Source organism: Ruegeria arenilitoris, assembly GCF_013032445.1.
In the GTDB taxonomy this organism is placed as follows: domain Bacteria; phylum Pseudomonadota; class Alphaproteobacteria; order Rhodobacterales; family Rhodobacteraceae; genus Ruegeria; species Ruegeria arenilitoris_F.
In genome coordinates this window covers 214,375-227,282 of record NZ_WQCA01000002.1, presented here as the reverse complement: position 1 = coordinate 227,282, position 12,908 = coordinate 214,375, and the positions used below count along the sequence as shown (strand labels likewise).

Annotated in this window: 17 protein-coding genes; 11 read left to right on the top strand and 6 right to left on the bottom strand. The window is 59.0% G+C overall.

Translation table 11 applies throughout. The annotated features are described in order from the left end of the window. Positions 1-166: 166 nt before the first annotated feature. The 4 genes from GOW98_RS03505 to GOW98_RS03490 are packed head-to-tail and all read left to right on the top strand — an operon-like array spanning position 167 to position 4,344. Positions 167-1,411 carry an ABC transporter substrate-binding protein gene (locus GOW98_RS03505; protein WP_170329680.1) on the top strand — a complete coding sequence of 415 codons (1,245 nt, stop codon included), beginning with the start codon at positions 167-169 and terminating at the stop codon, positions 1,409-1,411. Between the two features lie 59 nt (positions 1,412-1,470). Beyond that, positions 1,471-2,343, top strand: coding sequence for a carbohydrate ABC transporter permease (locus GOW98_RS03500; protein WP_170329679.1), 873 nt, complete (start codon positions 1,471-1,473; stop codon positions 2,341-2,343). Next, positions 2,336-3,241 (top strand): carbohydrate ABC transporter permease, encoded by a 906-nt coding sequence (locus GOW98_RS03495; protein WP_170329678.1) that lies wholly within the window; start codon positions 2,336-2,338, stop codon positions 3,239-3,241. The genes GOW98_RS03500 and GOW98_RS03495 overlap by 8 nt, the downstream gene beginning before the upstream one ends. Before the next feature lie 5 nt (positions 3,242-3,246). Beyond that, positions 3,247-4,344, top strand: coding sequence for an ABC transporter ATP-binding protein (locus tag GOW98_RS03490; RefSeq protein ID WP_170329677.1), 1,098 nt, complete (start codon positions 3,247-3,249; stop codon positions 4,342-4,344). 57 nt (positions 4,345-4,401) lie between these two features. Here the strand turns inward: GOW98_RS03490 and GOW98_RS03485 are convergent, their stop codons facing one another. Both GOW98_RS03485 and GOW98_RS03480 read right to left on the bottom strand, forming a co-directional pair. After that, a complete protein-coding gene (locus GOW98_RS03485) occupies positions 4,402-5,010 on the bottom strand; it encodes an MlaC/ttg2D family ABC transporter substrate-binding protein (protein WP_170329676.1) in 609 nt (202 codons plus the stop codon). Beyond that, positions 5,000-5,770 carry an MlaA family lipoprotein gene (locus tag GOW98_RS03480; RefSeq protein ID WP_170329853.1) on the bottom strand — a complete coding sequence of 257 codons (771 nt, stop codon included), beginning with the start codon at positions 5,768-5,770 and terminating at the stop codon, positions 5,000-5,002. Before GOW98_RS03480 ends, GOW98_RS03485 begins: the two co-directional genes overlap by 11 nt. 334 nt (positions 5,771-6,104) lie before the next feature. On the opposite strand from GOW98_RS03480, the gene GOW98_RS03475 reads away from it, so the two are divergent. Genes GOW98_RS03475 through GOW98_RS03460 form a run of 4 tightly spaced genes read left to right on the top strand, consistent with a single transcriptional unit; the run spans position 6,105 to position 8,847 of the window. Next, positions 6,105-6,560 carry a RidA family protein gene (locus tag GOW98_RS03475; protein WP_170329675.1) on the top strand — a complete coding sequence of 152 codons (456 nt, stop codon included), beginning with the start codon at positions 6,105-6,107 and terminating at the stop codon, positions 6,558-6,560. Continuing rightward, positions 6,557-7,324, top strand: a complete 768-nt coding sequence (locus GOW98_RS03470) for a glycerophosphodiester phosphodiesterase family protein (protein ID WP_170329674.1) — start codon at positions 6,557-6,559, stop codon at positions 7,322-7,324. Before GOW98_RS03475 ends, GOW98_RS03470 begins: the two co-directional genes overlap by 4 nt. A gap of 45 nt (positions 7,325-7,369) precedes the next feature. Beyond that, positions 7,370-8,557, top strand: coding sequence for a GNAT family N-acetyltransferase (locus GOW98_RS03465; protein ID WP_170329673.1), 1,188 nt, complete (start codon positions 7,370-7,372; stop codon positions 8,555-8,557). Next, positions 8,554-8,847, top strand: a complete 294-nt coding sequence (locus GOW98_RS03460) for a 4a-hydroxytetrahydrobiopterin dehydratase (RefSeq protein WP_170329672.1) — start codon at positions 8,554-8,556, stop codon at positions 8,845-8,847. The genes GOW98_RS03465 and GOW98_RS03460 overlap by 4 nt, the downstream gene beginning before the upstream one ends. On the opposite strand, the gene GOW98_RS03455 is transcribed toward GOW98_RS03460, so the two are convergent. The 4 genes from GOW98_RS03455 to GOW98_RS03440 all read right to left on the bottom strand — a co-directional run bounded on the left by GOW98_RS03455 (position 8,844) and on the right by GOW98_RS03440 (position 10,396). After that, the gene (locus GOW98_RS03455) at positions 8,844-9,149 is read right to left on the bottom strand and encodes a hypothetical protein (RefSeq protein ID WP_170329671.1); all 306 of its coding nucleotides are present in this window, start codon (positions 9,147-9,149) and stop codon (positions 8,844-8,846) included. The genes GOW98_RS03460 and GOW98_RS03455 overlap by 4 nt on opposite strands. Positions 9,150-9,202: 53 nt before the next feature. Beyond that, positions 9,203-9,550, bottom strand: a complete 348-nt coding sequence (locus GOW98_RS03450; protein ID WP_254437887.1) for a hypothetical protein — start codon at positions 9,548-9,550, stop codon at positions 9,203-9,205. An 11-nt stretch (positions 9,551-9,561) separates the two neighbouring features. Beyond that, the gene (locus tag GOW98_RS03445) at positions 9,562-9,807 is read right to left on the bottom strand and encodes a glycine zipper 2TM domain-containing protein (RefSeq protein ID WP_170329669.1); all 246 of its coding nucleotides are present in this window, start codon (positions 9,805-9,807) and stop codon (positions 9,562-9,564) included. A gap of 103 nt (positions 9,808-9,910) precedes the next feature. Continuing rightward, positions 9,911-10,396, bottom strand: coding sequence for a peroxiredoxin (locus GOW98_RS03440; RefSeq protein ID WP_170329668.1), 486 nt, complete (start codon positions 10,394-10,396; stop codon positions 9,911-9,913). A 98-nt stretch (positions 10,397-10,494) separates the two neighbouring features. On the opposite strand from GOW98_RS03440, the gene GOW98_RS03435 reads away from it, so the two are divergent. Genes GOW98_RS03435 through GOW98_RS03425 form a run of 3 tightly spaced genes read left to right on the top strand, consistent with a single transcriptional unit; the run spans position 10,495 to position 12,891 of the window. After that, entirely contained in the window at positions 10,495-11,706 is a 1,212-nt protein-coding gene (locus tag GOW98_RS03435; RefSeq protein ID WP_170329667.1) for an NAD(P)/FAD-dependent oxidoreductase, read from the top strand. Beyond that, the gene (gene rsmD / locus GOW98_RS03430) at positions 11,703-12,263 is read left to right on the top strand and encodes a 16S rRNA (guanine(966)-N(2))-methyltransferase RsmD (RefSeq protein WP_170329666.1); all 561 of its coding nucleotides are present in this window, start codon (positions 11,703-11,705) and stop codon (positions 12,261-12,263) included. Before GOW98_RS03435 ends, rsmD begins: the two co-directional genes overlap by 4 nt. After that, positions 12,256-12,891, top strand: a complete 636-nt coding sequence (locus GOW98_RS03425; RefSeq protein WP_170329665.1) for an HAD family hydrolase — start codon at positions 12,256-12,258, stop codon at positions 12,889-12,891. The genes rsmD and GOW98_RS03425 overlap by 8 nt, the downstream gene beginning before the upstream one ends. Positions 12,892-12,908: the final 17 nt, after the last annotated feature.

Below are 12,908 nucleotides of genomic sequence, written 5' to 3'. Positions count from 1 at the left end.
GGAAACAGATTCAATGTCAACGTAACACGCTGTAACAAAAGCGGTGAAAATTTGGGCGGCGACAGGATTTCGCACGGGATTAAGCGTTGCCAGATGGCAATCCGAGCGCAGTATGTCGGGCATCGCTGCGTTTGCAGTCACAAAGTTCTCAGGGAGGAGACACGTAATGAAGCGTTTTGTATTTGCCACCGCATCGACCCTGGCCGTGGTGGCCGGGACGTCGGTTCTGGCCGAGCCGCAGGCCGAAGTTCTGCATTGGTGGACATCGGGTGGTGAGGCCAAATCGGTCGCCGTATTGCAGGAAGAGTTCGCCGCCAACGGTGGCAGCTGGACCGACATGCCGGTTGCCGGTGGCGGCGGTGATGCTGCAATGACCGCGCTGCGGGCGCGTGTGCTTTCGGGCAACGCTCCGACCGCTGTTCAGCTGAAAGGCCCCGCCATTCAGGAATGGTATGAAGAGGGTGTTCTGGCTGATATCTCGAGCGTGGCTGAGGCCGAAGGCTGGGCCGAGGTGCTGCCCGCCTCGATCGCGGGTCACATGATGTGCGAAGGCGTATGGTGCGCCGCGCCGGTGAACGTACACCGCGTCGACTGGATCTGGGCCAACGCTGACGTGCTGGCGGCAAACGGTATCGAGATGCCGACAACCTGGGATGAGTTCAACGCTGCTGCAACCAAGCTGATGGATGCCGGTGTGATCCCGCTGGCCCATGGCGGTCAAGCGTGGCAGGACGCCACCGTATTCGAAGCCGTTGTGCTGGGCATCGGTGGACCTGAATTCTACCAGAAGGCGCTGGTTGATCTGGACCCCGAGGCACTGACCTCGGACACGATGGTTCAGGTGTTTGACCAAATGCGCATGATGCGCGGTTACGTGGATGAAAACTTCTCGGGCCGTGATTGGAACCTGGCCACTGCGATGGTCATGAACGGCGAAGCCGCCTTCCAGATCATGGGCGACTGGGCCAAAGGTGAGTTCCTGGCTGCGGGCAAGAAACCCGGTGAGGACTTCCTGTGTGCCTCGACCCCCGGCGATGGCTATCTGTATAACGTCGACAGCTTTGCCATGTTCGACGTGGACGGTGATGACAAAAAAGCCGGTCAGGACCTGCTGGCCAAGCTGATCGTGGCACCGAACTTCCAGAAAGTGTTCAACCTGAACAAGGGCTCGATCCCCGCACGCACCGACGTGGCGCTGGATGACTTTGACATCTGCGCCAACCTGTCGGCCGAAGACATGGGTTCGACCTCGGCGGCCGGTTCGCTGCTGCCGTCTTATGCGCACGGTATGGCTTTGCGCGGATCGCAGTCCGGTGCAATCACTGACGTTGTGACCGCTCACTTCAACTCGGAAATGTCCTCGGCTGACGCGGTTCAGCAACTGGCGGACGCGGTGGCCAACAGCTACTGATCCGAACCGGTTCTGCCCCTATACTGCGGGGCAGAACCTCTTTTCTCCCGGAGGAAAAAATGTCCGAATGGCTGGAAAACCACCTGCCCAAGGTGGTGCTGGCACCGTCGTTCATTGCCGTATTGATCTTTGTCTACGGCTTTATCGGATGGACGGCCTGGGTGTCACTGACCCGATCAAAACTGTTGCCGAAATACGAGATCAAGGGATTCATCCAGTATGAACGCCTGTTCGACTCGCCCCGCTGGGATACGGCAATCAACAACCTGTATATCTTTGGCGCGCTGTTCATCGTGATCGCAATGGCGCTGGGCCTGTTGCTGGCGATCCTGCTGGACCAGAAAATCCGCGTCGAAGGGGCCATTCGGACGATCTACCTGTACCCGATGGCGTTGTCGATGATCGTGACCGGTACCGCGTGGAAGTGGATCCTAAACCCGGGTCTGGGCATAGAATCCATGGTGCAGGGTTGGGGTTTCACAAACTTCGAATTCGACTGGCTGGTGAACCCCGATTACGCCATCTACACCATTGTGATGGCCGCCATCTGGCAAAGTTCGGGCTTCGTCATGGCGCTGTTTCTAGCCGGTTTGCGGTCGGTTGATGGTGAGATCATCAAGGCAGCCCAGGTCGATGGCATCCCCACATGGCGCATCTACACGGCGATTATCATCCCCTCGATGGCCCCAATCTTCCTGTCCGCCTTTATCGTGCTAGCGCACCTTGCGATCAAGAGCTTTGACCTTGTCATCGCCCTGACGGGTGGCGGTCCGGGTTACGCGACCGATCTGCCGGCAACCTACATGTACGCAATGGCCTTTTCGCGTGGAGATATTGGTCAGGCGGCGTCTTCCGCGATGATCATGATGCTGGTCGTCTTTGCCATCGTGGTTCCTTACCTTTACTCAGAGCTGAGGGCTAAAAATGACTGATATTTCGATGCCCCAATCCCAAACTCAAAGCCGCACCCAAAGTGCTGCTGGCAAGATTGCCCTGCGTTGGTTGCTGTATGTCCTGCTGGGCCTGTTCGCGCTGTATTACCTGATGCCGCTGTTCGTGATGTTGACCACATCGTTGAAAAGCCTTGAGGAAATCCGCACCGGGTCCCTGATCTCGCTGCCTCGTGAGGTGAGCTTCGACGCCTGGAACACCGCTTGGTCCGGTGCCTGTACCGGTATCCAGTGCGAAGGTCTGCGGCCTTACTTCTGGAACTCGGTCCTGATCGCAGTGCCTGCGGTGGCCATCTCGACCCTGCTGGGCGCGTTGAACGGCTATGTCGTGGCGCAATGGCGGTTCAAAGGCGCCAACATCATCTTCTCGCTGATGCTGTTTGGTTGCTTCATCCCATTCCAGGTTGTTCTGCTGCCGATGGCGCGTTTGCTGGGTATCATGGGCATTGCAGGTACCATTCCGGGTCTGATCTTTGTCCACGTGATCTACGGGCTGGGCTTCACCACGCTGTTCTTCCGCAACTACTATGTCACCATTCCGGCTGAGCTGACCAAGGCCGCCCGGGTTGATGGTGCGGGTTTCATGCGGATTTTCTGGTCGATCTTCCTGCCGCTGTCGCTGCCGATCATCGTGGTGACCGTCATCTGGCAGTTCACGCAGATCTGGAACGACTTCCTGTTCGGCGTGTCGTTCAGCCAGGCGGGCACGCAGCCAGTGACCGTGGCACTCAACAACATCGTAAACTCCACCACCGGCGTCAAAGAGTACAACGTCGACATGGCTGCCGCGATCATCGCGGGGCTGCCGACACTGCTCGTCTATGTCGTTGCCGGTAAGTATTTCATCCGCGGTCTGACCGCTGGCTCAGTGAAGGGATAAGACCCATGGCTCCCATCCTTGATATCAACAAACTCTACAAGAACTACGGCGCGACCGAGATTCTGAAGGACATCAACATCTCGATCGAACCGGGCGATTTCCTGGTGCTGGTCGGCCCCTCAGGCTGCGGTAAATCCACCCTGCTGAACTGTATTGCGGGGCTAGAGGAAATCACCGGCGGCACCCTGTCCATCGGTGGCAACGACATGACCCATGTCAGTCCCAAGGACCGCGACATCGCGATGGTGTTCCAGTCCTACGCCCTGTACCCGACCATGACCGTGGCCAAGAACATCACCTTCGGGATGAAGGTGCGCGGGGTCGATCAGGCGACGCAGGACGCCAAGTTGAAAGAGGTTGCCCAACTGCTGCAGATCGAGCCGCTACTGAACCGCCGCCCCAGCCAATTGTCGGGTGGTCAGCGTCAGCGTGTGGCGATGGGCCGGGCGCTGGTGCGCGATCCCAAGCTGTTCCTGTTTGACGAGCCTCTGTCGAACCTCGACGCCAAGCTGCGGGTCGAAATGCGGACTGAGATCAAGAAACTGCACCAGACGCTGGATGCCTCGATCGTCTATGTGACCCACGACCAAATCGAAGCGATGACACTGGCGACCAAAATTGTGGTTCTGAAAGGCGGCATCGTACAGCAGATCGGCACCCCCGCCGAGATCTACAACAACCCGGCCAACCTGTTTGTGGCAGACTTCATGGGCTCGCCCGCGATGAACCTGATCCCGGCGCAGGCGACCAAGAATGGCTCGGGCACAGAGATCGCCATCGCGCGTGAAACGGGTGAGACGCTGGTACTGAAAGATTCCCGTGATCTGTCGCTGCCCAAGGACGTGATCCTTGGCCTCCGCCCTGAGGATATCGCCGAGGCAGGCTTCCGCGCCGGGGCTGGCGTGCAAGAGGCCGAGTGTCTGGTGGATATGGTCGAACCCGCCGGGGCCGACACCTATGTGGTTTCAGAACTGGGCGGCAAGCAGGTCACGGCGCGTCTGCACGCGGAAACCAGCGCGCAGGCCGGCAGGATGCTAAACCTCGCTTTCGACATGAGCAAAGTGTCCTACTTTGCCAAAGAAACCGGTGAGCGGCTGAACTAAACGAAAAAGCGCCGCGCGAAACCAATCGCGCGGCGCTTTTTTAGCTTGCGAACCGGGTCAGCTGACCCTGTTCTGCTTCATGTCCTTGATCAGACGATTCAGATCGCCGCCGCGCGCGTCCAGCATCGCGCCGATTTCGGTCCTTTCGGTCAGCAGCATATTCACCCCTTCGATGAACATGTTGAAGAACTTGTCGCGGCCCGACTTGTCCGAAACAAGGAAGGTCACTTCGAATGGTGACGAACCCTGCAGCTTGACCGAGGTGCGTACTTCGTACCCTGCCTTGATCTTGCGGGCATTGCGCACGGTCACCTGACCGCCGATGAATTCACGGAAGCGACGGCCATATTTGTTCGAGATATAGCCCTGAAACGCCTTGGTGAACTGCTTGATTTGCGACGGGCTGGCTGAGCGGCCATCGGCCCCCAGCACATAGCGCGCCATGATCGGCACATCGGCGTATTGCACGAAGATCTTTTCGAAATCGCGGATCATCGCTTTTTCGGACTTGCCCGAGGCGATCACGCGGTTGATCTCGTCCACGACACTGACAACCAGTGCCTTTGCGCTGGCTTCAGTCTGGGCAAAGGCGGGAAGGGCGGTCAGCATCACACCGGCTAGGCCAGTGGCGATAAAATTGCGTCTGTTTAAATGATTACTCGGCATAGGGGTCCTCGTAGGGGTCTAGGTAGGGGTCCCTGACTGGGTCGGTCCCGGTTTCAGCATAGGGGTCATCATAAAGACCCAGATAGGCTTCCTCATCGTCCCGTGCCAGTTCGAAGCGGCGGTTCTGGATGAAAATTGTCCGTGCCTGCGCATAGCTATCGGCGCTTTCATACAGAATCGAGTCGACCGTATCCGAAAACCGGCCCCGATCACCCATTCGGCGCACAACTTCGGCATAGACACCGATGTTATCGACCGGGCGGGTGGGGCTGAAGTTGATCGGGTTAGAAAACAGGTTAACCACAACGCCGATCGCATCCCGCTGCGTCGACGGACCATAGAACGGCAGTTCGACATAAGCACCTTCGCCAACGCCCCACACATGCAGCGTTTCGCCAAAATCGGTATCCACCGGTGGCAGGTTCAATTCATCTGCGGGGGATGACAGGCCCACGCCGCCCACTGTCATGTTGATGACGAATCGTAGCAGAGCGTTACCGGATTGCTTGGGGTTGCCCTGAAGCAGATAGTCCAGCGCCTGTCCGGGCAGTGTCAGGTTTTCAGCGAAATTGCTGAAACTGGTCACCATCGGGTCCGGCACGATCTTGACGTACCCTTTCGAGGCCGGGCGGAAAAGAAAGCGGTCAACACCGAGGTTGAATTTGTGAATGCCCCGGTTGTTTCTTTCATAGGGATCGAAAACTTCGCTTGGTGGGGTACCTTCTGGTGGCCGCGTAGCGCAGGCGCTTAGAACTGCCATCAGGGGCAGAACGATCAGGTATTTCAGGCGGGGTCTGCTCAACACGGTCTTTGCCACTCCAAACCTTTCGGGTTCGTTTGCCCGAACTATCAATCAATACTGCCTATGGCCACTAGAGCGGCCCAATCCGACGTCACATATACGTTCCAAAACACGTATGAAACAGATAGCGTTTAACCCGCCCGACGGGCTGAGGTAAAGCGGCACCGCTTCAACTGTTCGGAATAAGAAGAGTTACGCCCACCTTTCGGGCACGTCCATCCCCGTTTTCAGGCTTTCCGAACCTGACCTTCCCGGTTAGCTTCGCCGCGACTCAAGATTTGGAGGAACCCTCATGAGCATCTCAGCGAAACTGGAAAGCCTCGGCGTCACCCTGCCGGATGCGCCCGCACCGGCGGCCAACTACGTGCCTTTCGTACGGGTCGGCAACATCGTTTATGTGTCGGGCCAGATTTCCAAGGATGACGATCTGATTACCGGCAAGCTGGGCGATGACATGGAGGTCGAGGCTGGTGCGGCGGCGGCAAAGGTTTGTGCCATCAACCTGCTGGCTCAGGTCAAGGCGGCCTGCGGTGGCGATATCGAAAAACTGGTGCGGGTGATCAAGCTGACCGGTTTCGTGAACTCGACCGCCGATTTCACCGCACAGCCGCAGGTCATCAACGGTGCGTCCGATTTTCTGGTCGAAGCGCTGGGTGATGCCGGTCGCCACTCCCGTTCCGCCGTAAGCGCCGCAGCACTGCCTCTGGGAGTGGCCGTCGAAATCGAAGGCATCTTCGAGGTCCAATGACACCGTCCTTGCCTTCCGTGTTCTTGCGGACCCCGATTGCGCATCGGGCGTTGCATGACAAATCGGACAGCCGCCCGGAAAACAGCCGGGCGGCCATTCGGGCTGCGGTCGAGGCCGGGTACGGGATCGAGATCGATCTGCAACGGAGCTCGGACAACCGGGCGATGGTGTTTCATGACTATGACATGACGCGCCTGACCGGGCAGTCCGGCCCAATTCAGCAGGTCACGGCGGCGCAGGCGAAGGCCACCCAATTGTTACACGCGGATGACGGCATTCCGACACTGGACGAGGTGTTGGAGATGGTCGGCGGCAAGGTGCCTTTGCTGATCGAGTTCAAGGATCAGGACGGCGCGATGGGAACCGATGTCGGCCCGCTTGAGGCGGACGCGGTGCGGGCCTTGCAGGGCTATGACGGGCCGGTGGCGCTCATGTCGTTCAACCCCAACTCCGTGGCCGAGTTGGCACGCCTTGCCCCGCACCTGCCGCGCGGCATCGTGACCTGTTCCTATCAGCCAAAGGTCGAACTGTTGCCGCTGACCGTCTGTGATCACCTGCGCGACATCCCCGATTTTGACCGGGTCGGTGCCAGTTTCATCAGCCATGAGGTTGCCGATCTGTCCCGCCCCCGCGTGGCTGAACTCAAAGCGCGTGGTGTGCCGGTCCTGTGCTGGACGGTGCGGTCGCCCGAACAAGAGGCACAGGCCCGCGAGGTTGCCGACAATGTGACCTTCGAGGGGTATTTGGCCCCGCATGCGGGTTGAACCCTTCCCCCACCGTCACAGATAAAGACCAGACGCGGAGGGCACATGGATCAGGCGCAAATCGAAGTTCAGGTTCTGGGATCGCTGTCGCAGATTTCTGCCGAGGCTTGGGACAGTTGCGCCTGTCCCGAGGCCGCTGATGGCGGGCGGCCGCTGGACCCGTTTACCACCCATCGGTTCCTGTTGGCGTTGGAAAACAGCGGCTCGGTCGGGCGTGGCACCGGCTGGCAACCGCAATACCTAACCGCCTATCTGGACGGGATGCTGATCGGCGCAGCGCCCATGTACGCCAAGTCGCACAGTCAGGGCGAATATATCTTCGACCACAACTGGGCACATGCCTACGAAAACGCAGGGGGGCAGTACTATCCCAAACTGCAGATCGCCGTACCCTTCACTCCCGCAACAGGGCGGCGCTTTCTGGTGCGGCCGGGATACGAGGCGGTGGGTATGTCGGCGCTGGTGCAAGGCGCGGTGCAACTGGCCGCAGACAACCGTGTGTCGTCGCTGCACGCCACCTTTTGCACCGAGGATGAGGCCATCGCGGGCGAGCAGATGGGCCTGATGCTGCGTACGTCGCAGCAGTTTCACTGGCTCAATGACGCATACTCGGATTTCGACGGGTTTCTGAACGCGCTGTCGTCGCGCAAACGTAAGAATATCCGCAAGGAGCGGGCTCAGGCTTGTGGGTTCGGTGGTGAGATTCGCACATTGACCGGAGACCAGTTGCGGCCGGAGCATTGGGATGCCTTCTGGCGGTTCTATCAGGACACCGGGTCACGCAAGTGGGGCATGCCATACCTGACGCGTCAATTCTTTGATACCGCTCAGGAAACCATGGCGGATGATATGGCTTTGGTGCTGGCGGAACGTGACGGCTATCCGATTGCCGGGGCGCTGAATTTCATTGGGCGCGAAACTCTGTTTGGCCGCTATTGGGGCTGTGTTGAACATCACCCCTGCCTGCATTTCGAATTGTGCTACTATAGGGCGATTGATTTTGCCATTGCCCAAGGTTTGACCCGGGTTGAAGCGGGCGCGCAGGGTGAACACAAGCTGGCACGAGGCTATTTGCCCACGCGCACGCATAGCTTGCATTGGGTCGGTGACCCCGGTTTCGCCGATGCGATCCGAAAATATCTGGACGCCGAGGCCGCCGCAGTGGGAGAAGAGATCGAGATCCTGACGGAATACGGTCCGTTCAGGAAATTGAACCCGGAGGAACAGCAATGACCGAACTCTTGTCGCCCGAGACCCGCGGCCCGCTGCTGGACCCGCTGTTCGAAAACGGCTGGACCATGGTTGAAGGCCGGGATGCAATCACCAAGACCTTTATTTTCGAGGATTTCGTCCACGCTTTTGGCTGGATGACGCAGGTGGCGATATTTGCCGAAAAATGGAACCACCATCCCGAATGGTCCAATGTCTACCGCACTGTTGAGGTGACGCTGGCCACCCATGACGTGGGCGGTCTGTCGGCGTTGGACGCCAAGCTGGCACGCAAGATGGACAGTCTCTGCTAGCGGTTGCCCTCACCGACACCACCTGCCAATGCGGCGGTTACGCCCATTTGCTCGAATTCAGCGGGGGTAACGGTACCGTCACTGACGTCGATGTCACGGGGAATGCGCGTTGTCCGGTTCCCGATCTGACGCACACTGCGCGCGGCCGGGTTAATGTCCAGACAACGATTGTTGTAACAGGTCAGCCCCGATGTGCTGATCTGAATGCGCGGCTGCCCATCTGGCCCGGTCACCACCGGGGCCTGAGGCACGTCACAGGCCACAAGCAGGCCCAAAAGGCCAACACAAACCCATTTGTTCATCGCATGCTCCTGTCTGTGCAGGTCAGCCCCGCCGCTTGCGGGGCTGCAGGCACTTAGTCCAACTGACCGTTCCCATCCTTATCGGCAGATGAGAAGTCTGCATTCATCTGCGCGTCGTATTCTGCACGGGAGATAAAGCTATCGTTGTTACGGTCAACGTCTTGAAACTGCTTAATGTCCAGAAACGGTTTGGCCTCGTCCAATCCCAGCGTACCGTTCTTGTCGTCGTCCATCTCCTGAAACGCATAGTCGGAAAAGGCGTCGAACTCGTCCTTTGACAGGAAACCGTCATTATTTGCGTCGATGGCCTTCAACTCGTTTTCGTGCAGCTCACCAACGGTTTCAGCCGAGGCGGCACCGGCCAGTAAAACGGCCGCAGCGATAATAAGTCCACGTGTCATTCCGATTCTCCTCAGCATGCAAATCTGTTGCCTTCAATGGCACCAGCGGCTGCACCTGCCGCTGTCAGGATAGACTGGCCTGACCCGCCACCAAACTGGTTGCCGATAGCCCCGCCGATCAGCGCGCCACCTAAAGACCCGCTAAGGCAAGCGATCTCATGCTGTCGCGCCGCCTGTTGTTGCGGGGTCGGGGCCGGGCCGCAGGCGGCCAGCGCCCCCGCAGAACCGAGCAAGAGTGTAATGATCTTCAGTTTCATCAAACAAACTCCCTGATTGTATTATTCAAATATTGGCAAATCAGGGCGTTGCATCAAGTTAAATGGGCGTCATGGCCCCGAGGTCACCCGGAGCCAAGCGTTATCAGATCACGTCCAGCAGGCCCTCACCTGCCGAAATTTCGCAGGCACCGGGGTTTTCTTCCAGGTTCAGTGCTGTGACTTTGCCATCCTCGACCAGCATGGCATAGCGTTTGGACCGTGCGATCAACCCAACGGGCGGAGCGTCGAAATCCATACCGATGGCCTTGGTGAACTCGGATGCAGGGTCGCCCAGCATGGTCAGGCCGGCCTCGGCGGCGCCGGTGGCCTCGCCCCACGCCTGCATCACAAAGGGGTCGTTGACCGAGACACAGATGATTTCATCAACGCCTTTGGCGGCGAACTGGTCCTTGGTGCGCATAAAGCTGGGCACATGGGCCGAATGGCATGTCGGAGTGAAAGCACCGGGTACTGCAAAAATCACCACTTTGCGCCCTTTGGTCTTGTCTGAAATCCGCACCTCTTCCGGGCCGTCCGCACCCATTTGGGTCAGCGTGGCGTCGGGCAGCATATCACCTGTTGAAATCATTTTTAGCTCCTGTCGTTTGGATTTGCAGAGTCGGGCTTAGCCGCAATATAGGTGGTCGTGTGGATGAGACCACGGGAATTCGACACGGTGGGAGGAACATGAGCCATATTGTCGTGATCGGTGCGGGGCAGGCGGGGTCTTCGCTTGTTGCCAGACTGCGCAAGGACGGGTTTGACGGGGATATCACCCTGATCGGGGCCGAGCCGCATCTGCCTTATCAGCGCCCGCCGCTGTCCAAGGCCTATCTGCTGGGTGAGATGGAGCTGGAGCGCCTGTTCCTGCGGCCCGAGAGTTTCTATGCCGAGAACAACATTACCCTGCGTCTGGGGCAGCGTGTCACCGCAATCGACCCGCAGGCCAAGACAGTGACCGTAGTGGATGACGTTATTTCTTATGACGAACTGGCGCTGACCACCGGGTCTGACCCGCGTTATCTGCCTGCTGCCATTGGTGGCGATCTGGAGGGCGTGCACGTGGTGCGCGATCTGGCCCATATCGACGAGATGGAGCCCCGCGTTACAGACGGCGCGCGCGCGCTGATCGTCGGTGGCGGCTATATCGGGCTTGAGGCCGCAGCGGTTTGTGCCAAGCGTGGGGTCAATGTGACCTTGGTCGAGATGGCCGACCGTATCCTGCAAAGGGTAGCCGCTTCCGAAACCAGTGACTACTTCCGCGCGCTGCATACCGAATACGGCGCCGACATCCGCGAAGGTGTCGGGCTGGACCGTCTGGTGGGCGAAAACGGCAAGGTGGTGGGTGCAATTCTGACCGATGGAACCGAGTTGCAGGTCGATTTCGTTGTGGTTGGCGTCGGTATCGCCCCCGCGACTCAACTGGCCGAGATGGCAGGGCTTGAGCTGGACAACGGCATCAAGACCGACGCGCATGGCCGTACCTCTGATCCATCGATCTGGGCGGCAGGCGATTGCGCCTCTTTCCCGCATGGCGAAGGGCGTATCCGTTTGGAAAGCGTGCCGAACGCAATCGATCAGGCCGAGATCGTGGCCCAGAACATGCTGGGCGCGGCCAAGGATTATGTGGCGACGCCGTGGTTCTGGTCGGATCAGTATGACGTCAAACTGCAGATTGCGGGTCTGAACACCGGATATGACCGCGTGGTGACCCGTCAGGGCGAAGGGCAGACCGTATCCTTCTGGTACTACAAGGGTGATCAGTTGATTGCAGTAGACGCGATGAATGACCCGCGCGCCTATATGGTTGGCAAACGCCTGATCGAATCCGGTAAGACCGCCGATCCTGCCATCGTGGCCGACGCGAGCGCGGACCTCAAGCCGCTGCTCAAAGCGTGAGGATCATTGCCGGAGAGTTCCGAGGCCGCGCTTTGGCCTCTGTCGGTAAGGGGGATGCGGGCGCACATTTGCGCCCCACCACCGATCGTGTACGCGAAAGCCTGTTCAACGTGCTCAGCCATCAGATCGACTTTGACGGGCTGCGCGTGCTGGACCTGTTTGCGGGCACTGGCGCGCTGGGGCTTGAGGCGCTGTCGCGCGGCGCGGCGCATGCGACCTTTGTGGATGACGGCCGTGTGGCACAAGGCCTGATCCGCAAGAATATCGACCTGACTCGCAGTGCCGACCGCACCGACCTGATCCGCCGCGATGCCACGCGACTGGGTGAAAATACCGGCGCACCTTATGATCTGATATTTTTGGACCCGCCTTACGGCAAGTCTATGGGCCAGAAAGCCATCGCCGCCCTGTCGCAGGGCTGGATTACCGACGATGCCCTGCTTGTGTGGGAAGAAAACGCCCCGATGCAACCGCCCGAGGGGTTCACTCTGCAAGACAGCCGCAAATACGGAGACACGCATATCACCCTGATGTGGAGCAGCGTCCGGGATGCATGATCTGGTCATCTTTGATTGCGATGGCGTTCTGGTCGACAGTGAGCCGCTGTCCAATCAGGTGATGGTCGCCAATCTGGCCCGGCACGGCTTGTCTCTGACGGCGGACGAGTGCCACAGAATTTTTACCGGCAAGACCATGCCGGAAGTTCAGGATATCGCTCGCGATCTGGGGGCTGATCTGCCCGCGAACTGGATCGCGGAATTTGATGCCGAAACCGATGCCCATCTTCGCCAGGGTGTGCCTTTGGTTCCCGGAGTATTGGAACTGCTGAACCTCCTGGACGAACGCGGTGTGCCTTTCTGCGTTGCCTCCAATGGCGGGCCTGACAAAATGCGGGTCACGCTGGGGCAGAACGGTCTTTGGGATCGGTTTAAGGACGTGATGTTCTCGGCCTACACATTAGGTGTCGGCAAGCCCGACCCGACAATGTTTCTGACGGCGGTGAAACACTTCGGCGCCTCGCGGCCGGTGGTCATCGAAGACAGCGCCAGCGGGGTAACTGCCGCAATCCGTGCCAATATGCGCTGCCTGGCCTATGCGCCGCATGGAGGTGGCGAAAAGCTGGCTGATCTTGGGGCCGAAGTTTTTACCGATATGGCTCAGGTTCCGGGGCTTTTGAGGATTTAGTCAGGACGTGATAGTCT